Source organism: Clostridium sp. LXY-7 (assembly GCF_056172015.1).
Window position 1 is genome coordinate 1103540 of sequence record NZ_JBLLJL010000002.1, and the last position, 21595, is coordinate 1125134.

16 protein-coding genes are annotated in these 21595 nt (G+C 32.9%); 3 read left to right on the forward strand and 13 right to left on the reverse strand.

All coding sequences use genetic code 11. The features are described 5' to 3' along the window. Nucleotides 1–7 precede the first annotated feature (7 nt). The gene (gene allC / locus ACI48Q_RS12330) at nucleotides 8–1234 is read right to left on the reverse strand and encodes an allantoate deiminase (protein ID WP_474919380.1); all 1227 of its coding nucleotides are present in this window, start codon (nucleotides 1232–1234) and stop codon (nucleotides 8–10) included. Between the two features lie 303 nt (nucleotides 1235–1537). Next, complete coding sequence (locus ACI48Q_RS12335; RefSeq protein WP_474919381.1) at nucleotides 1538–2899, reverse strand: aminotransferase-like domain-containing protein; 1362 nt, start codon at nucleotides 2897–2899, stop codon at nucleotides 1538–1540. Nucleotides 2900–3040: 141 nt separating this feature from the next. Here ACI48Q_RS12335 and ACI48Q_RS12340 point away from each other — a divergent pair, with 141 nt between their 5' ends. Further along, the gene (locus tag ACI48Q_RS12340; RefSeq protein WP_474919382.1) at nucleotides 3041–3955 is read left to right on the forward strand and encodes a DMT family transporter; all 915 of its coding nucleotides are present in this window, start codon (nucleotides 3041–3043) and stop codon (nucleotides 3953–3955) included. A gap of 139 nt (nucleotides 3956–4094) precedes the next feature. Then, on the forward strand, nucleotides 4095–4496 hold the full coding sequence (locus tag ACI48Q_RS12345) for a DUF3888 domain-containing protein (protein ID WP_474919383.1): 402 nt from the start codon (nucleotides 4095–4097) through the stop codon (nucleotides 4494–4496). 128 nt (nucleotides 4497–4624) lie between these two features. Here the strand turns inward: ACI48Q_RS12345 and ACI48Q_RS12350 are convergent, their stop codons facing one another. The 6 genes from ACI48Q_RS12350 to ACI48Q_RS12375 form a co-directional block, all read right to left on the reverse strand. Continuing rightward, nucleotides 4625–5728: a PQQ-dependent sugar dehydrogenase gene (locus tag ACI48Q_RS12350; protein ID WP_474919384.1), complete on the reverse strand. Its 1104-nt coding sequence runs from the start codon at nucleotides 5726–5728 to the stop codon at nucleotides 4625–4627. Nucleotides 5729–5960: 232 nt separating this feature from the next. Then, nucleotides 5961–7940 carry a ribosomal protection-like ABC-F family protein gene (abc-f, locus tag ACI48Q_RS12355; RefSeq protein WP_474919385.1) on the reverse strand — a complete coding sequence of 660 codons (1980 nt, stop codon included), beginning with the start codon at nucleotides 7938–7940 and terminating at the stop codon, nucleotides 5961–5963. A 758-nt stretch (nucleotides 7941–8698) separates the two neighbouring features. Beyond that, complete coding sequence (locus ACI48Q_RS12360; RefSeq protein WP_474919387.1) at nucleotides 8699–9040, reverse strand: hydrogenase maturation nickel metallochaperone HypA/HybF; 342 nt, start codon at nucleotides 9038–9040, stop codon at nucleotides 8699–8701. A gap of 40 nt (nucleotides 9041–9080) precedes the next feature. After that, nucleotides 9081–11765 (reverse strand): FAD-dependent oxidoreductase, encoded by a 2685-nt coding sequence (locus tag ACI48Q_RS12365; RefSeq protein ID WP_474919388.1) that lies wholly within the window; start codon nucleotides 11763–11765, stop codon nucleotides 9081–9083. 34 nt (nucleotides 11766–11799) lie between these two features. Further along, entirely contained in the window at nucleotides 11800–12471 is a 672-nt protein-coding gene (hypB, locus tag ACI48Q_RS12370) for a hydrogenase nickel incorporation protein HypB (protein WP_474919389.1), read from the reverse strand. A 23-nt stretch (nucleotides 12472–12494) separates the two neighbouring features. After that, nucleotides 12495–13475 carry a DUF5692 family protein gene (locus ACI48Q_RS12375; protein ID WP_474919390.1) on the reverse strand — a complete coding sequence of 327 codons (981 nt, stop codon included), beginning with the start codon at nucleotides 13473–13475 and terminating at the stop codon, nucleotides 12495–12497. A gap of 285 nt (nucleotides 13476–13760) precedes the next feature. Between ACI48Q_RS12375 and ACI48Q_RS12380 the strand changes: the two genes are divergently transcribed. Then, nucleotides 13761–14465 carry a FadR/GntR family transcriptional regulator gene (locus ACI48Q_RS12380; RefSeq protein ID WP_474919391.1) on the forward strand — a complete coding sequence of 235 codons (705 nt, stop codon included), beginning with the start codon at nucleotides 13761–13763 and terminating at the stop codon, nucleotides 14463–14465. A 171-nt stretch (nucleotides 14466–14636) separates the two neighbouring features. On the opposite strand, the gene ACI48Q_RS12385 is transcribed toward ACI48Q_RS12380, so the two are convergent. From ACI48Q_RS12385 to ACI48Q_RS12405, 5 genes are all read right to left on the reverse strand, one after another. Continuing rightward, nucleotides 14637–14906, reverse strand: coding sequence for a TIGR04076 family protein (locus ACI48Q_RS12385; protein WP_474919392.1), 270 nt, complete (start codon nucleotides 14904–14906; stop codon nucleotides 14637–14639). 72 nt (nucleotides 14907–14978) lie between these two features. Beyond that, a complete protein-coding gene (murC, locus tag ACI48Q_RS12390; protein WP_474919393.1) occupies nucleotides 14979–16415 on the reverse strand; it encodes a UDP-N-acetylmuramate--L-alanine ligase in 1437 nt (478 codons plus the stop codon). 741 nt (nucleotides 16416–17156) lie between these two features. Beyond that, entirely contained in the window at nucleotides 17157–18524 is a 1368-nt protein-coding gene (locus tag ACI48Q_RS12395) for an MATE family efflux transporter (RefSeq protein ID WP_474919394.1), read from the reverse strand. After that, nucleotides 18514–20115 carry a PEP-utilizing enzyme gene (locus tag ACI48Q_RS12400; RefSeq protein WP_474919395.1) on the reverse strand — a complete coding sequence of 534 codons (1602 nt, stop codon included), beginning with the start codon at nucleotides 20113–20115 and terminating at the stop codon, nucleotides 18514–18516. Before ACI48Q_RS12400 ends, ACI48Q_RS12395 begins: the two co-directional genes overlap by 11 nt. After that, nucleotides 20054–21034, reverse strand: coding sequence for a hypothetical protein (locus ACI48Q_RS12405; RefSeq protein WP_474919396.1), 981 nt, complete (start codon nucleotides 21032–21034; stop codon nucleotides 20054–20056). Before ACI48Q_RS12405 ends, ACI48Q_RS12400 begins: the two co-directional genes overlap by 62 nt. Nucleotides 21035–21595 lie beyond the last annotated feature (561 nt).

Below are 21595 nucleotides of genomic sequence, written 5' to 3' on the forward strand. Positions count from 1 at the left end.
CCCCATTTTAATATGCTAATTGATATAAAGTTGCCTTTAAAGCTTGAATACCTTTACTTATATCTTCTACCTTTGTATTTTCAGCCGGGTTATGACTGATTCCCCTTATACTAGGTACAAATATCATACCTGTTGGAATTCTAGGTGCAATTATCTGAGAATCATGCCCTGCGCCACTATGCATAACTTTATAATTTATATTTTCACTCTTACATACATTCTCAATTACATTTATAATGTTGATATCCATAGGAACTGGATCTTCATCCATCCAATTGTCGATTTCTATGTCTACATTAGCTTCTTTTGCAATAAGTTTCATATCTTCCTCTATTTCTTTTGTAAAGCTATGTAAAAACTCTTTATCTGTATGTCTACAATCCATTGTAAACAGTGCTTCACCTGGAACAACATTTACTGTATTCGGTTTCACTAAAACCTTACCAAAAGTTAAGACTAATGGATCTCCCGCTGCTTTTGCTTTTTCAATAGATTCTATTACAATTTTTGTGAAAACTTGCATAACATCTCTTCTATATTTCATCAATGTTGTGCCAGCATGGTTAGCCTCTCCTTTTAAAGTGATATTATATCTCTTCTGCCCCACGATACTGGAAATAACACCTACAGATTTTCCTTCCATCTCCAATGTGTTTCCCTGCTCAATATGAAGTTCTACAAAGGCTTTTACATCTGGAATAGAACATTCATTATCTTTTTTAAAGTCAAATCCACATTGATGCATGGCATCTACAAATTTAATTCCATTCATATCTTCAATATTTTCTACATCTCTTTTATCAGCTATTCCAAAGATATTCTTACTTCCCCAAAAAACATATGGGAATCTGCTTCCTTCTTCCTCTGCTAAGGATATTACTTCTATGTTTTTCTTAGGCTTGCCATATGTCTCTAATAACTGTTTTACTGCTAAATATCCACCTACAATTCCCAATTGACCATCTAGTTTGCCACCGTTTACAACGGTATCAACATGGGAGCCTGTTGCAATTGTTTCATTTTCATTGTCTGTTCCGATAACCTTTCCATACAAGTTACCGATTTCGTCAAATCTTACTTCCATACCTAATTCTTCAAATTTTTTCTCTAATCCCTTTTGTACTTCTAACCAACTTTCTGAATATAACAGTCTGCTAGTTCCACCTGATTCGTCTAATCCAAAAGAAGAAATCCAACTTATGATATCCTCAATTTCTTTCAAAAATTTACTCATCAACTTGTCCCCCTTTACCTATCTTGATATTATCTTACGTTTTTGAAAATAAGAAAACAATATCTACAGTAGACAAGTTTCTTTTAGTTTTTTGTTTATTTTGAACATTCTGAAATGCATAATTTGAGCAATTATATGAATATTAAGTAAACTTTTTATTTGAAATAAAATAATTTGTCTATGTTCTACAAAAAAGAAATCCTAAAAAAAGAACCCTACTTCTAGAGTTCTTAGTATTTTAGGATACAACACACTTAAATTTTTATGACCGTCTTAAGGAAGAAAATACCCTGTTGAAGGCCTCTAATCCGTAATCTTCTCTTTCATATATCTAATCTCTTGAGTTATATCTGAAATTCCCTTATCGATATAATCTTCTCTTACATTTGATACATTTAATTTAAGCAGTGTTTCCTTTGGAAAGAAGTCCAAATAATGTCCCTCTTCTGTTGCTACTATAATAGATTTCTTTTTTAATCTCTTTATAAGCTTCTCACTGGATATTCTATTATCCAGTGTTATATATGTATGAACGCATGGATTTTTAATAGCTTTATATTGAAAAATATCACTACAACTTTTAAATTGTTTTTCTAATGAGTAATTTAAATATTTAGCTCTTAACGAATAAGAAGATTTAATCTTTTCCTTATGACGCTGAAACATGCCACTTTTAATATAGATTTCTAATGCTGCTTGAGAAAGCATAGAGCTATCTACGTCCATAAGTCTTTTGTATTTACTAAAGCTTTCAAGGATAGGGCTCGGAATAACAGCAATGCCTATTCGTAAGCCTGGAAATATAATTTTTGAATAACTCTTTAAATAAATAATCTGTGAAAAGTCATCATAAGCATAGATGGGATCTGCCTTTGAATCCTGTTCCAAATCAGCTAAATAATCATCTTCCACAATAAACACGTCATATTTTTGTGCCAGCTTTACAATAGCCTTTTTTTCTTTTTGAGAATAAGATGTGCCTAAAGGATTGTGAAATCTTGGCATAGTATAAAAAAACTTGATGTTTTCTGTTTTAAATAATCTCTCTAATTCAGCTAAGTCAATACCTTCACTAGTTCTTCTAATACCTATCACAGGAACTTTATGAGTTTTTAAATAATCTATAAATAAATGATAACTTGGTTGTTCTATTAAAATGGTTTCTTTTTTATTTGGAAAAGGTACTGTAGTTAATATAGCCAATGCCTGTTGAACTCCAGAGGTGATAAAAATATTCTCTTTACTTGTAAAAACTTGATAATTAGTTAACTGTTTTTGTACTACATTAATTAAAGAACATAGGCCTTTAGGAGTTCCATATATAAATAAATCATTTTTATATATATCAATTGCTTCATTAATGCAATGCTGAAAATCTAAATATGGAAATATCTCTGGATCAGGTGCTGAAGAGGCGAAATCCAATAACAATTCGTTATGGCTATTCGGTCTATTTTTCCTCTTCACAACATAATATCCGCTTTTAGGTATAGAATAAACCATATGCTGTTTTTCTAATTCCTCTAAGGCTCTTATGATGGTGCTTTTATTACAATTATAATCCTCAGCAAAAGTACGAATAGAAGGAAGTTTACTCCCCTCTTTATACTTTTCATCTTGAATTAAATTCTCCATATGGTTTAATATTTCTAAATATTTATACATACATTCCTGTCTCCTTATTAAAATCTGTACCGGTATAGATAAGTTTTATTTATATTGTATCATATATGCTAATCCACTAATATATAAGTGTACCTAATGGTAAATTTATAAATCTCTATATTTCTAAGGAGGATTGTCTAAATGAAATTTTCAGATAAAAAAAAGGTTTATTTTGCTGCTATACTATATGCTTTCATCACAGGTCTCTCATTTTTATTCACAAAATTAACCCTAACTGTAGCCTCACCTCTTGATACCCTTGCTCATAGGTTTACAATTTCCTTTATTTTTGCTTCCATACCTGTTTTATTAGGCTGGATAAAACTAGATATAAATAAAAGGGATATAATTCGTATCCTTCCCCTTTCCATGTTTTATCCAATTATGTTTTTTGCTTTTCAGGTTTTTGGACTAGTTTATATTTCTTCTTCTGAGGCAGGAATCATTCAAGCAACAATTCCTATTTTTACATTGATACTTTCAATAGTTTTTCTAAAAGAACATCCTAGTATGTTGCAAAAAACATCCTTACTTTTATCCGTAGCTGGAGTGATTTACATGTTTTTTATGAAGGGTTTAAATCTGAAAACCAATGTTTTTATGGGCGTAGTATTAATTCTTTTATCTGCACTTTCCTCTGCTGGTAATAACGTACTAGCCAAAAAAATGACAGGAAAATATAAACCCATATGCTTAACTTATATTGTAAATGCTATAGGCTTTTTATTTTTTAATATTATATCCATTGTTAATCATAGCTTAAATGGAACCCTTAACCTTTACTTTAAACCTTTCACCAACCCATTATTTGTAGTTTCAATAGTTTATCTAGGTGTATTATCCTCACTTATCACATCACTACTGCTAAACTATGCATTGTCTAAAATAGAGGCATCTAAGATGAGTGTGTTTAGTAATCTCTCCACATTAATAACTATGATAGCTGGTGTAATATTCTTAAAAGAAAAACTAGAGTACTTTCATATTATTGGAGCAACAATGATTCTTCTTGGGATAATTGGAACAAATTTTTTAGATAAAAAAACAGTATCTTAAAATAAGATTTTAAAATTAGACATTAAATCCCATTACACTTATTATCCATTTTTTCAAATTTTCTACTTCTTTATTCATAACATAAATCTATGACGAATAATTTTTCTTTTATTGCAAAACATATACTTGAGGTGATACAATGTCTAAAAAAATGATTAAACTATTTTCAATATTAGCATTATTTTTATGCTTAATGCGCTCTACATCAGTTTTTGCTCTAAATACGCAACCTGGTAAAACACCTGAGAGTAATTTACTTTTAAATTTTCTTTCGCCTTATATCCTTAATGCTTTTAAAGAGAAAAATATAACTCCATCTGCAATTGATTACGATAGTACTACTATTTTATCTGTAAAGCCTTTACCAGACGGTAAATTTGAAATTGAGGTTTTTGTTAAAACTTATACAGGTAATCATACTGCACCTTTTGGAAGTAATATTGTAACTCTTGTTGTAAATAATAATAACGTAGAAGTTACTAAAATAGTAGAAAGAGCACAACTTACAAGTTATGAAAAAGCCTATAATTTATACTTATAGGCTTTTTATTTGCAAGTATCACTGTAGTTTATCGGATTTAATTTTATTTTACACTTCTCACTATCTTACTTCTGTAATCTATCAATTTGCTTAATTGTATGCTCACACAGTTCTGGATTCTCTAAATATTACTTTTTTGGAATGAGCCGAATAATTTTATCATCAGCTATGTTAGGATTACCTCTGCCATCCCTATTACTTGTTGTTAAATAAATTGATCCATCTTTCCCCTGAATAACCTCCCGCAAACGTCCATACTGATTCCTTAGCCATGATTCTACACTCTTCACTCCAGTCCCTTTTCCATTCAACGACATAGCAAGTAATTGTTCTCCACGCAAAGTAGCCACCAGTAATTTTCCTTTCCATGATCCTTGAGTTGCGAAGGCAATACCAGAAGGTGCCCATGTATCTTCTCCGCTGTGTATCAAAGGTTTCTGTATCATAACTTCCTTGGAGTCTTCATCTCCTTGAACGAGAGGCCAGCCATAATTAGCTCCTGGTTGTATAATATTTATCTCATCATGGCCTGTCTGGCCATGCTCTGATGCATATAAGATATTTTTTGAATTCCACGCTAAGCCTTGGGGATTTCGATGACCTAAGCTATAAACAGGTGAATTAACAATTGGATTATCTTCAGGAATACTGCCGTCTAATTCTATCCGCAGTATTTTTCCGGCTGTACTTGTGACATCTTGTGCCAATGCAGAATTCCCTGCATCTCCCGTTGTTATATATAATTTCTGATCCGGACCTATCTTTAGCCTTCCTCCATTGTGAATTTGTCCCCCTGGGATTTTATCCAGAAGAACCCGATCAATGTATGCCTTGCTATTCTGTTCAACCAATCTGAGGACACGATTATAGATTTGATTACCTTCTGCATATGAATGCATAACATACATATAATGGTTTTGGGAATAATTTGGGTCTAGTGCAATGCCCATCAAACCGCCTTCCCCCCGACTTACAAAGGGTCTGCCAAATGTAATCAGTGGCTGTGGATTAAGTTTACCATTTTCAATCACTCTAATTACCCCAGACCGCTCGGTAAAATATAATTTACCTTCATCGCTTATATCTATGGCCCACGGTACATATAAATTTTCAGCAATAACTTCAATTTCGTAGGGAAATTCCATTGATGTGACTCCATTTGCTTTGACATTGACTGCATTGCCACCACGCAATATCATATTAGACAAAATATTGTAAATTGTTTTTTTCATACTGCTATCCTCCAAACTTAGATAAATCCATCTCTGAATACACACTTTAATTATATTATGAGATATTTATTTTAATACATTATTGGCTGCATCTTAAGATGATCATCAAAACGTTATTGGAAAATAACAGAAATAAGGCAATACCTTCATATTTGATGGGTTGATCTAAAAACAATAATCATTTAGAACAAAGACTTATAAAAAAATAATTTACCACTCCCTGCACACCATATTAATTATTAAAACTTAACCACAATTCCATAACTGCGTCCAGCTCTTTACTTAATTCCTCTTTCCTGCAATACAGATTATTAAGCTCCTCATAAGCTAATCCATCGGCAGCCATAGCTAAATCAATGTCTCTTATTTCATTTTCAAGACTTTCAATCATTGCTTCAACTTTAGCCTTTTCTGCTTCCACCTTTTTACTTTCATCAATATTCCTTGGTTTCTTAACTTTTTCAGTCTTTACTACTGGATTTTTAGGGACCTGTAGACTGAACTCATCTTTTAAGCTTTTATAATAATCATAATTACCAGGATAACTTTTGAAGGCATTGTCCTCAACAGCAATGACTCTTTCACCGATCTTATTGATAAAATATCTGTCATGAGAGATGAAGAATATAGTTCCTTTGAACTCTTCTAGAGCTTCCTCAAAGGTTTCTATAGAATCAATATCAAGATGGTTAGTGGGCTCATCCAGTATCAATAAGTTTACATCTTCATATAACAGTTTACCAAGCTTTAACCTTATCTTCTCTCCTCCTGACAAATGCTTTACTTTTTTGAACACACTGTTACCATAAAACATGAATTTCGACAGGTATTCTCTTGCTTTTCCTTCCAATATAGAAACATCTTCCCTAAAGCACTCCAGCACAGTGAGCTCCTCATTTTTAAAAGTAATTTTCTGTGGCAAATATGCCGCCATCACATTTGCCCCCAATTCCACTACACCATCATCGGGCTGCTCTTCACCTAAGAGAAGTTTTAAGAAGGTGGTTTTCCCGCTGCCATTTGGACCGATTAGAGCAGCTCTTTCACCAAAATTAATCAATAGATTTGCATCTTTTAAAATAGCCTTATCTATAAAAGATTTAGAAAGTCCTTCAGCCTTAATTGTCTCATTACCAGATCTCTCAGTCTCTTTAAAGTTAAACTTCATATTCTCTCTTTCAAACTTCGGTTTTTCAGTTCTTACATATTGGCCTCTGGTTCTATAATACTTATTACTTTCAGTGTCACTACTTTTCATTTTATCAAGTTTTTTTTGTAGGCTGGCAGCTCTTTTAAAGAATTTATTATTATCTACCCTGTTTGCCCAGTCCCTTAACTCCTTTATGGTCTTCTCTATAGTCTTAATCTGCTTTTGTTGTTCCTTATATTGATGAAATTGTTCAAGCATATTCTCTTCTTTTTGCTTCGCAAAATCAGAGTAATTTCCTTTATAAGTCTCACTTTCCATATCCTCTATTTCTACAATTTTTGTTACTACATTATCTAGAAAATATCTATCATGTGATACAATGATTACAATTCCTTTATAGGCTCTAAGATAGCTTTCAAGCCATTCGATTGAATCCATATCCAGATGATTTGTAGGTTCATCCAGTAGTAATATGTCCGGATTATCAATCAAAAGTTTCCCAAGAACTACTGTAGTTTTTTCCCCACCGCTTAATAAACTAAAATCTTTGTTTAAAAAGCTGTCATCAAAATTCAGGCCCGTACAAATCTTACTTAATTTTTCTTCTATATTGTATCCTCCCTTAACTTCATATGATTGAACCAAATCACTGTACTGCTTTAATGCTTTTTCCAAGGCAGCATCTCCTAAAGTTTTCATTTTATCTTCTAATTTACGCATTTCATTTTCTATGCAGTGAATTTCCTCAAAAGCTAAATTTAAAACATCAATAACCTTTAAGCTGTCATGATACTGTGGCATTTGTTCAAGGTAAGCCCTAGTGGCACCTCTGGGGATGGAAATAAATCCTTCATCATATCCTGGACTTGTGGCACCTGGATAACCAATACAATAATTCATTGGTTCTATTCCTGCTATTAATTTAAGAATAGTGCTCTTTCCACTTCCATTTGCACCTACTATACCAATCTTTTCTCCTGCATAAACTTGAAAGGTTATATTTTTAAGAACAAGGGTGGCATCCATATATTTTTTTACACTATCTACTAATAATTCAAACATAAAAATTCCTTCTTTCATCCATATTTTGAGTGAAGCATCTTATGGACAGGCAGAAAAAACCTTAACTCTTATGATTCTTTAAAGGAATTTTTAAAATAGACTTTGTTTTAAATGATTGTTGATTTTAGAACTACATATTATTAACACTATATTAAAATAAAGTCTAAAAATAAAAAGACCATAAGAAGATTGAATCCTCTTACAGTCCGAAATACTTTATTACTACTATAATTTATCTAGATTGATATAAGCAAAAATTATCTACGTTAATAAAACCATCAATTATGCTTATATATCTAATTACAGAGTTTCTCAAAAAACTCTGACTCAATGTTTCAAAATAACTATTTGAAACACTCTATAAATTATAATATTGAATTCCAGTAAAGTAAGTTACCTTCTAAATGCCTTATTCCATAAAGAGTACAACAATAAAACCTAAATATAATTAGGCAAATTAAAACTCATTATAAAATACATATTAATTTAAAATTAATATTAGCAATTAGCTGGTGTCATAACTTACTTCCCTCCTTCAAGGTTTTTCTTTATTATATCATCTTTTATATTTTATGTAAATATTAGAAATTCTTCTAATTTACAGTGGAAGTAGTGAATACAAAGCTTTGCTCATTTTGTTTATATTCCGTATCTAATATTTCTTTGAATCACTTTCAATTCCTATTTTTTCTTTCTTTTCTCTTTAAAGACCTCCTTTAGTCATTATAATAACTAAAAGAGGTCTTCTAATTTTTATTTTAACAGGCTATGACTTCTTTAATAAAAAATTCTCTCCCGCTTAATATTTCCCAGTGGTCACTTCCACAATTGGGACACTTTTTATGATTTTCAATGATATTAAAAACCTTGTTGCAATCTTTGCAAATACCATTACCTGGCAATATTTCAATTTCCAATTTTGTATCTTGCAATATTGTACCGTCAGCTGCAGCGGGATAACATTGTTCTATATACATGGGAATCATTGATGAAAGCTCTCCGATTTGTAAAACCAATGTATGGATTGTAGTCAGTTGTTGTTCTCTTGCAATTTTTTCTACAGTCTTAACAACCTCAATTACAACACCCAGTTCATGCAAATTAATCACCTACCCTTTACAATTGGTAAAAGCTTTACGATTAACCATTTGTAAATAACTTCTTAACCTTTTTAACTGTAATTTTACCTTTACGTTTAAGAACTTGTTTAATAACTACTGGTTTTAGATCTTCATAGGCTACGCCTTCACCATCATATTGTCTGACAAGTGAAATAGCATCAAACTTACATTTAGTTGTACATTGACCGCATCCCACACATAGGAATTCATCCACAACAGTAGCACCGCAGCCAAGGCAACGTTCTGTTTCCTTCTTCATCTGCTCTTCTGTAAAGGTACCACGTAAATCCTTGAAGGTTTCTTTAGATTTATTGACATCAGCATGACTTGCTTGCTGCCTTGGAAGAGTATCATATCCATCAAATACAGCTTTTGACTTATCTAAGGAATGATACTCTTTCCTGTCACGGCCGATAATTAAACTCTGTCCGGAATGAACATAACGATGGATTGAAATTGCACCTTCTTTACCTAGAGCAATAGCATCGATAGCAAATCTAGGACCTGTAAATGCATCGCCGCCGGCAAATACATCAGGCTCTCCTGTCTGTAATGTAACAGGATCCGCTTTGATTGTCTTGTTAGGATTTAATTCAATCTTGCTGTCTGTAATCAAGTTACCCCAATCCATTGCCTGACCTACTGAAAGCAATACATGGTCTGCATCAACAACTATTGTATTATTTTCATCATACTTCGGATTGAACTTTCCGTTTTCATCGAAAACCGAAACACATTTTTTAAATTCCACGCCAACAACGCGTCCATTTTCTGTAACAACATACTTTGGACCCCAGGAATTATTGATTGTAATGTCTTCGGATAAAGCTTCGTGGATTTCTTCTTCAAGAGCTGGCATTTCTTCACGGCTTTCAAGGCAGAACATATCTACTTTTGAAGCATTAACTCTTGCAGCGGTTCTTGCAACGTCGATAGCAACATTACCGCCACCGATTACAACTACCTTTCCTTCAAGTTTGGAGTTGTCGCCCAGACTTACATTTCGTAAAAAATCAACACCTGTGATAACACCTTTCGCATTTTCACCTTCTATGCCCAGCTTCCTGCCTGCCTGAGCACCGATTGCAAGGTAGAAGGCTTCATATCCTTGACTTCTTAAGTCATTAAGACTTATATCCACACCAATTTCAACACCTGTCTTAAACTCAACACCTAATTCTCTTAAAATGTCAATTTCTGCATTAACTACATTTTTTTCAAGTCTGAAAGACGGAATTCCAAGGGTCAACATGCCGCCAAGAGCATTCTGTTTTTCAAACACTGTTACCTTATAACCGTCAATGGCTAAGTAGTAAGCACAAGAGAGACCGGAAGGACCTGCACCAATAACCCCAATTTTTTTACCATATTCATGTCTGCGTTTAGGTACATAGCGACGATCCATGTTTAAATCTTGTTCAGCAATGAACTTCTTGATTTCATCAATAGCAATTGGCTCATCAATATCTCCTCTAGTACAAGCAGACTCACATTTCCTCGGGCAGATACGTCCGCATACTGCCGGGAAGGGATTTTCCTTCTTAATAAGCTCAAGTGCTTCTGTATATTTTCCCTGAGATGCCAGCTTAATATAACCCTGAATGGCAATATGAGCAGGACATTCTGTTTTACAAGGGCTCGTACCGGTGTCAACTACATTTTTCCTATTGGTACGATAATCCGGATTCCATTTATCTGGACCCCATTCTGTATCACGTGGAGTCTCTTTCCTTTTTATTGCCTCAGTGACTGGTGTTTTAGAACACAACTTTTGACCCAATTGCAATGCATTAACTGGACAATTTTGAATACATTCTCCACAGGCAACACATTTATCTTTATCTACATGTGACACATAGTTTGAACGTACCATGTCAGCGTTTATAAACATCTCAGCAGTTCTCAAAGAAAGACAGGAACATCCGCAGCAGTTACAGATTGCGTGAGTTTTTCCTGAACCATCCAAATTCGGTATCTGATGCATCAAACCGTTTTCTTCGGCTCTTTTAATAATCTCAAAAGCTTCTTCACGGCTAATCTGGCGGCCTCTGCCTGTACGGATATAGTATTCAGCAGCATGCCCCATCTGAATACACATATCTTCCTTCAGGTGCCCGCAGCCTTCTCCCATAACTTCTCTTGCTGTACGGCAAGAACAATCCGAAACTGTGAAGATATGGTTTTCATTGAGATATTTAGAAACTTCCTCATAAGATGCTTTTCTGGTTTCACCCTCAATGGCTGTTTCGATAGGGATAACACGCATAAGACCTACACCTACAGGAAAACTACCAGCGGTTTTTGGTCCTCTCACTCTTCCATATGCTTCAAAAGCTTCAGCAATTTGCGGATACTTTGCAACGTTTTCCTTGTTGTTAACCATCATTTCCATAATGCCAGGAACCCAAGTGTCATACCAGAAATTATCTACGCCATCAATTTCATTAACAAAGCAAACACCGGCAACTGCTAACTCCAATAAGAGTTTTTCTGTTTTCTCTACAGATTTACCACACAAAAGAGCAAGCTCCTTTGCAGTGGCCTTTTTACGTATCTTCATGCAAAGTGCCACTTCTGCCATTTCCTCTGTAACCACAGGTTCAAGAATCATATATTCTGGATCTGTCGATTTAACTTCATTTTTTGAACCACGCTTTTTGTTACTAATATGATTGGCAAGGTCAAGTACTTTTTCTTTAATCATAATTTTTTACCCCCCAATTGGAATTATAATAATACTAATTTTCATTCCATTTTTTCACTTCAGCACGGAGCCAATCTGTCCATTCTTCAATTCCTTCACCTGTCCTTGCAGAGATTGGAATAATTTTAATATTGGGATTTAATTTCTTTACTCTTTCCTTGCATGCTTCTATATCAAAATCGAAATATTCTAATACATCTATTTTGTTTATCAAAAGAACATCAACAATTGAAAACATCAAAGGGTATTTTAACGGTTTGTCATCGCCTTCAGGTACGCTTAGAATCATTGCATTTTTTGATGCACCAGTATCAAATTCCGCAGGGCATACCAGATTTCCCACATTTTCCAAAATAGCAAAATCTATATTATCGGTTCCCAGGCCTATTAATCCTTGTTTTGTCATATCTGCATCAAGATGGCACATACCACCTGTATGCAATTGAATTACTTTTACACCGGTTTCGGAAATAGTGTGAGCATCAACATCAGAATCAATATCTGCTTCCATGACGCCTATATTCATTTCATCCTTTAAAGTATTAATTGTTCTTGTAAGGGTTGTTGTTTTACCAGAACCCGGTGATGACATTAAATTGAGCAGAAAAGTTTTCTCTTTTTTCAGATCTTCTCTAAGCAAATTCGCTTGGCGATCATTGTCTTCAAAAACACTTTGTTTAATCTCAAGAACTCTAAAATTATTCATACCTCTAACCTCCAAATATTTTACTATTCAGCAAGTGCTTTTACTTCCTGATATTTCTTCACATCTATATAAAGTTCCTCTTTGTATGGATTTCTATTGGTCTTTACAGTCTTGTAAATCATGAAAACCAATACTCCAATGTTTACTGCTAATGCTGCAACGCTCCAGATGGTTAATATAGTGGTATTATATGTGGAAGATACAGCAAATTTCCCTTTATCAATGAATGCAGGGGCGGTTTGTGCAAACATACACCATAGTGCTAATGTGTGGGCACGATGCTGTAACCAAGCACCTTTGCCAATGGTAAATGCACATAGAGTAGGAGCTAACAATAAAGCAAATCCACAGTACCATGCATGACCTGGTAAGCAGTTATAAGTATATGCAAAATTCCAAAGGTCATAAGCTACAATCCAAAACCACATCATATCCGGCCATAACATATCCTGGCTTCCATCTTTGTCAGTTTTCTTACGGATACAGATGCCAACCCACCCAGTGATGGTAATTATATTTATGATACCTGCTGCTGCATTCATGAAGTTCCATGGGCCGCCAAGTACATACATTGATCCATCAGCAAGAATTCCACCCTGTGTATAGTTAAGACCTATTTCAATATCACGAACTACTGCTTCGCAAATATTGATTGCGAGAATTAAGGGTGGAAAACAAAGAGCAATACGATTATCGGAAAGACGCCATTCTTTCCCGGTTTTTTTATTTTTTCCATGTAAGTGACGAAGACACCAAAAACCAATACAACCTGCAATAGCAGAATATACCTTAGCAAGATGGAACCAGTCGGTATAGGTAGTATCACTCAATACCGTAAACCAGAGAACAGAAAGTGCAATAGGCATAATAATAAAGCAGAAAAATCCTGCTACAGTGGATCTTCTTGTTACTTCGTTTAAAGCAAATAACAAAATAAATACTAATATCCAAACAAGCCAGACAGAAATTGCGGATGCACCGCCTTCATAATTGAATATAAACATTTTAAATCTCCCCCTATTGGCTTAACGTTCACCATCCTAGAATGGTTTCGTTGCTCATTTTATGCCCTCTGTTTCTCTGGTCATACCAGTATAACACGGATGGCTTTGACAAAATATTAACATAATTATGCTTTATTTGTCAAGATTTACATATTTTATATAGTATTTTTCCCATTATTTCTATACTTTCTATTGATTTGTTTCCTGTTTTGGATTAATATTACATTATAATTATTATTGGTTTGTGCACATACCACAGCCAGCTTAAAGGAGTGACAAAACCATATGGAGTTTAAAAAATTGAGTTCACCATCGTTAAAAGAATTATTTATTAAGGAACTGGAGACCATGATTCTGTCCGGCAAACTCCCCATCGGGAAAAAGCTTCCTCCTGAAAGGGAACTTGCTGAATCCATGCAGGTCAGTAGAGCTGTAGTCAATGCCGGCATTTCCGAACTGGCCAGAAAAGGCTTTTTATTGATTAAGCCAAGAGTCGGTACCTTTGTGGCTGACTATCGTAGAAATGGAACTATGGAGACTTTGATTTCCATTATGAATTATAACGGTGGAATATTAAGAGAAGCAGAAATACGTTCCATTCTGGAGCTTCGAATCGCATTTGATTCCCTTGCGGTAGAATTATGTATTCCCAAAATTACAGATGATGAAGTTGCCATATTAAAAGATTATGTGAAGCAAATGGAAGAGGCAGATTCTCCAGAGGTAGCTTCTGAGCTCGCCTTTCGCTTCCAGCATGAGCTTGCCTTCCTTTCCGGAAATACACTGATGCCTCTAATCTTCTCCTCATTTAAAGTTCCTATTCTATCCTTGTGGGAACGTTTCTGTAGATTATATGGTTTAGAATCTTTACACAACAATACAGTTATTTTATGTGATTACATTGAACAGAGGGACACGAGGAAAGCTGTAGAATGCCTGACCGCTGTCATCAATGATACCATCAATGGTAGCAGACAAATTTACTATTAAATTTAATAAATATTTTCATTGGATGGTACATAATTTATCTTATCTTTCTGAGGTTCAAAGTCATACCAAAAACCATACAGTCTTTTATAAATACAGCTTATCGCTCTTCCTTTATCAGAATAACGTTTTAAATCCCCCACAGATGTTTCTGTGAGGGATTTCGTTTATATATTAATCTGCTATCTTTTCTATTTTAAAAACATTGATTACTTCTACATCTGGACAACAGAAAACACATTCATTTTCACTGTTACCTCCTGGTACTGTTCCGCCATAACGTAGTATATCTATATATGGGAATGCAACGTGACACGCCATAGGACATAAATTCCCTCTTTCTGTATCAAAGTCAAAGCTATCTCCTACTTTATGCCCATGATGACATCCACCTTTTCCCTTTTTATCAATCAATGTAATTCTAATCTTAGGTCTCCTTGACATAGATATATCCCCCTTAAATCAATATTGAGGTTACCACTTCAGTCTTAACCTCAAATTTCTTATTCTATAGTATTATCTACTCTCCTGATTGCTTTTTTCTTTTAATACATTAATGATTTTTCTAGATAATTTATAGGATTCACCAGCTCCAAAAACTATAATTATATCTCCACTTTTAACTTCACTAACAATTTTATTACATATTTCATCATAGTTTTCTATATATTCTGCTGTATTTATATTTATTTCATTAGCCAGCACTTCTAAATTGATTGGCTCAATATTTTTATTTGCTTCCCTTCCTAAAAATGGTTTTGAAATAATAACTCTATCTGCTTTCTTTAATGCTACTGCAAACTCATTAAAAAACAGCTTTATTCTTGAAAGTTGATGTGGTTCAAAAATGGCAAAAACTTTTTTCCCTGGATAACTAATTTTAATTGAATCTAATGTTGATGCTACCGCTGTAGGATGATGAGCAAAATCATCATAAATCTTAACTTCTTCAATATCGCCTATTAATTCTAATCTTCTTCCTATTCCCTTAAAATTTTCAAAGGAATCCTTTATTACATTTATATCAACATCTAACTCTAAAGCAGCAATTAATACACCTAAAGAATTCTCAATGTTATGTTTGCCTATTAATCCTAACTGAAAATCATTTTCTTCCTCCCCATTTATTATTTTATATGTTGAATATTCAGAGGTAGTTGTACCTAAAACTGCTTTATATTCCATATCAAAAGGGAACTCAAACCTATTATTTATATAATATCCTATAACTCTTACTTGTTCTTCTTCCATCCAATCTTTTAATTCATATAATATTTCTCTAAGAGCTATACTTTCCTCATTAACAATTAAAATTTTGGATCTTTCAAGCTTTTTTATAAACTTCTTAAAAGAGTCTTTAACTTCATCTAAATCCTTAAAAAATTCCGGGTGATCCATTTCAACATTGTTTATTATAGCTATGGAAGAACTATAATTTAGAAAATTATTATTAAATTCATCTGCCTCACAGACAAAATAATTTGACTTTCCTATTCTATATCCCCCTCCCCACTTCCTAAAAATTGTCCCTGCTTCAACAATTGGATCTAGTCCTGCATTCTCCAAAACCAGCCCCATTAAAATTGTGGTTGTTGATTTACCATGAGTACCTGCAATAGAAATAACAAACTTTTCATTTTGTATATATTTAGCTGAAAATTCTTGCCATGTCATTAAAATTCCACTTTTTCTAGCTTCTATAATTTCTGGATGATTAGGAGAAATATCTAAAATAGCAGGTGATATAGCTAAAATATCAATGTCCTCTATATGTTTTAAATCATGACCTTTTACAATCTCTATATTATTTTCTATAAGGATATCACTATAATAACCCGAAACATTCAAGTCACATCCTGATACCTCAAAACCCATATTTTTTGCTATAATTGCTATAGGTGCAATTCCACTTCCACATATCCCCATAAAATGTACTTTAATTTTATTTTTCAATCTAATTCACTCCCATTATTATAATATTGAAGTTAATATTTTCCAAAGAATTTATGCCATTATTATTCTGAGAACCTAATGAGCCTAATATATATAAGTTATAATAAAGATAATTTATATTATAAGTATGTTTAATAAATTGTTGAAATTGAGTTTCATATTATTACTGCGAATACCATTTGCAGAAAGCTTAGATTTACTTAAGTTCTATGAAAGAAAAAATCGTTAAGAAATACAACCTGTCCGAACGTAGTGAGTTGTTGTATTTTAGATTTTTTATTGAATAGAGCTTTAGTAAATCAAGGTTTCGAAACGGTTTAAGTGTAAACTTAGATTCCTGCAGAGCAAAGGAATCTCTAGTTGAACTTATGCAGAGCTGAGCAGGGATAATATGAAGCTCATATCAATTAATTTATAGTGTAGAAACTTTATTACAACTTATATACTATCTTTATTAGTACCATTATTGCATATTTATTTATGAAAATATACTATCCCTATTGTATCAATGAACATGAGTTTTTTCCATGGAAAACAGACCTGCTAGGTTAAATTCTATTTTCCAGCCGATCTCTGTTATTTCCCTTGATTATCCTCTACGATTTGTTTTTTTCTTACTTTTTTCTCTATTATTTCTTCAAGCTTTTTCTCTTGCTTTTTGGATAAGTAAAAGGCTCACAAGCAAAGCCCATGAGCCGTAAAATCAAAACTTTAAAATATAATATGATTAATATAAATAACCTAGTAACACTGCTTCATATCTTCAACCACATTTCTCACCCATTTATAAGATATAATTCTCGGCAGGCCAATCAGTGCCTTAATCAATTCTTCCAAGGATATTAAAGCAACCACCCAATGTAATGGAAGGTTAAATACTAAAACACCTACAAAAGCTAGGGGAATTCCTATTATCCATACTGTTCCCGCATCCAATAAACAGGCAAAAGTTGTATCTCCACCGCTTCTGAAAAATCCCACTACCATAATTACATTAAAAAACTTTATAGCCAAATATACTCCTATTACGTATAAAGTTTGAATTGCTTCTATTTTAACTTCAGGTTTTATATTGTAAAAACTTACGAAAACAGGAGCTAGAAGTCCCATTAATATACCAGTGACAGTTCCCAAAACAATACTCAGTACAAAAAACTTTCTTACATATAGCTTCACAGCATCATCGTCATTCTCACCTATTTTATTTCCAATCATTACTGCTGAGGCTGTAGAAAGACTTTTTGCAACAATCATGAATAGATTTTGGACTACATTACAAATTTGAATGGCGGCCACTGCTGCAGTACTTATTCTTCCATAAGCAATAGAATAAGTAATAACCCCTAAAGACCAAAGTGCTTCATTAAAAATTACAGGTAAAGTAGTTTTGTAGAATTTAACAATAAAATCTTTTGATATATCTAATAGTTCTTGTAAATTTGCAGCTAGAACTGTATTCTTTCCATATACAAATCTTAATATTAATATCAATTCCACAATTCGGGCAATCAAAGTTGCAAGTGCACATCCACTAACTCCCATTGCAGGCATTCCAAATTTTCCATAAATCAATACATAGTTTAGGATTGTATTACATATTAATGAAATGGTGCTTGCTTTCATAATAGCTTTCGTTTCACCTATTGACCTACAAGAAGTTGAATAGGCAAAAGAAATGCTAGTTATTATATAACTCATGCCGATGATTCTTAGAAATGTACTTCCAAGCTCAATTACCTCAATATCTTCTATAAATATTCTCATTATATGCTGTGGAATTAGAATTGCACCTAATGTAAAAATTAAACTAATGATTCCACAGGAGACTAGTACCACTCCTAGAGTTCTTTTTATATTTTTAATATCTTTGTTACCCCAGAACTGTGCAGTAAAAGTAGCAGAACCACTGCATATCCCAAATATTATAAGAATAAAAAAATAAAAATATTGATTTGCAAGTCCAACTGCTGCCAATGCTTCTTCTTGTAATCCACCAACCATGAGACTGTCAACAATATTCAATGAAGTTGAAAATAGACTTTGTATGGCTATTGGAATTCCAATTGAAAATAAGGTTTTATAAAAATTGTGATCCTTCTTAATTTTCAACGATAACTTCTCCTTTAAATGCATCTACAGACACTATATCTCCAGTTTTAATAAGCTTTGTTGCATTTATAGTACCGATTACACAAGGTATATTAAATTCTCTGGCAATTACTGCTGCATGGCAAGTAATTCCACCTTGATCCGTTACAATAGACCCTGCAATCTTCATTAATGGAATCAAATCCGGATCGGCCTCTAAGGAAACCAATATATCTCCACATCTGAAATCATGAACATCCTTATTTCTTTCCACAACAACAGCCCTACCTTTGCAGCATCCCATGCAAGCAGAACGACCTTTTAAAATATTTGAAGTAGGTTCTTCCTCCACGGCTTCCATTTTCTTTCTTAGCTTCTTAGCTTCTTCTCCTACAAAAATCAATTCTTCTCCATCCAGAACCATATATACCATTTCAGATGTTCTTTCTTCTATATTTTGAAAATCTATCTTTTCTCTTTCTCCTTTAAGAAGTATTATAATTTCTTCTGGCACCATAAATCTGAAATAACTCTCTGGCAAATCTAATCTTCTTGCAATAACTCCTAACATAGAGTCTAAGAAATAAAAATTCTTAAGTTGTGCTAGCCTTCTATAAGCCTTTGATACAGCAAGCTCACCATACATTTCAAATAGTTCTCTATGTAGAGTATCCATCTTTTCCCTTAATCTTATGACTTCTTCATTTTGCTGTTGCAAGTCTCTTTCCCACTTATCTCTTTCTATGGTTATATTAGAAGGATTTACAACATAGTCCTTCACTCTTGTTATATATTCATCTTTACGGTAAGGTTCCCTATCCCCAAAACCATGATAGCCTAAATACCCATATCTACTTTGAATTTCTTCAATTTTTCCGTGAATCCAAGGTGTGATATAAGTCCTTAAATGTTTTAATGGCTCTTGGAAAACTTTCTTTAATTTAGGATTCTCTAATACATACTCAGCAATTTCAATAATTTTCTTTTCTTCTTCAACATAAACAGAATCCTTATGACTTCTTGTTAAGCTATAGAAAACTTCTTCTGCTTTTTCTTCATTAAGACCAAAGCTTTCTAAGTAATTCAATAAATAATCTGTTAATCCGACTCCAGGAACTTGAATTACTTCAGCAATCCAACACTTTTTATACAGTTCTATTTGTGCCTTATGCTGCTTTTCATATAAAGTATAAAGCTCCTCAAGACTTAAATCTACAAGTTCCTCTCTTCTTATTCCATCATAGACATTAAACAATCCATCTGCTGTAGTATATATGTTTCTATTAAACTCCCTTCTCCAATTTGCATCATTTTTAAGCTTGTCTATAATTCCATGGCACAAGCGTTTTGTATTCTCTTTTGTAAAGTAGAATTCTCCACAATATTTTTTATACATGAGAAGAGTCTTTTTGTGATAATCTTCGATTTCCTCTGCAATTTCACCACAAGCTGTTCTTAAAAATACCACATCAGTATGAAAATCGTCATCTTCATTCTTAGAAGCAAATTCCCATGCTGTATTTTTTGTATTCTCATTTAATTCTTCCTCATTAAACAATCTCTTGCAATTTAACTGCCTTGCTTGACTTCCCAACTTCTGATAACCAATCATATTTTCTACCTCCTGGTGACTTATATTCAAAATTTTCATTGACCAATTTGTGTTGAATGGCTTCTACTAACTCTCGATGACTTCGATCCACAGCTCTCCAATCTATGTCATGGTCTTCATTTTGATTAATCAATTTACTCCAAAATTCGGCTTCTATTTGATTAAATCTGCTATTGTCCTTTGTTACTGTTTTTGCCTCCGAGTAACTTACACCAAAAATATATCCCCTTGTTTTATCAATACAAACAACCCTATCTTTCCTCTTATAGAAAGGCGGCAACCGATTAATTTGAACTTTATCATATTTTTCCTTTGTTATTTCCTCAATGCTTCCAATGAGATTCTTTTTATTAAGCTCTAAAATTTTCACTCTTCTAGTAAGAATGTCGCCTTCTTCTTTTTGCTTAAATTTGATAGCTGGTTTTTTAGGCCATCCTTTTTTACCCAATAACACTAGATAGTCTGTCCTATTTTCTGCTTGAAGTTCCAAATATCTTTCAAAGCTATTTGTGCACTCCACATCTCCCATTTGAAAGTTTTTTATATCCACGTTTTTAAACATGTTATGAAATTGAGAAAATCCAAATCTCTCTCTAGGATAGACATCAATCTTATATTCTGTTTCATTTACTGACCAAAAGCTATTGTTGGAACATTCCATTTCAAGTGTTGGATTAAACTCTATTAGAGTTTCTTTCAAGTCACTAACCTTATAACATAAAGTATTTACTACTTTTAAAATATTAATGTACTTCTTGCTGCCTTGCTCTGTATATTCTTCTAAAGTTAAGTTTCCATTTTTATTTAGCAAACTGTTGATAATAAGAAAAAGTTTTGGGTCATTGATAATTCCATAGCTTTGTTCATTGCTCTTATTTAAGACTTCCTTCTTCCATTCGGCAACTTTTTCAAACAACATTCTCAATACTTCCTCCTCTTTAATTAATAAATTTTTCAATCTTACATTTTCTCTCTGAATCAATCAATAAACATAATTTACCTAACTTTTCTTAGCTAATATCTAAAATTTTTATAGCATAAATTTTCATAAGGTGTCTCATTATATGTTTTTATTTTTACTTCACTCCGAAGTAAAAACAAGTATTTACATAATTTCATCTTTTTATTATACACTCCTTTGAAAAACTATTATGTAAATTAATGTATTATATTTGATTTTTCTTACAACAATTTGAAACTTTTTTTCACATTTTATACACAGCATTACTTATCCCGTTAAGTTCTTATCTATTTTTACAATTGGATTTTAACTTTATAATATTTCAATCCATAAATTACTCTCTTGTTTAATAACATCACTAAGCATCATATTTTCATAATCCATATTCTCAATAGTTCTATTAGATTGCATAAAAAAACGCAGCTGCCTTTTTTAAGACAGCTGCGATAAATAATTATTCTAACACTTTAGCTAAATTTATTAATCACATAATTATATTCTATAGGACCTTCCGTAATT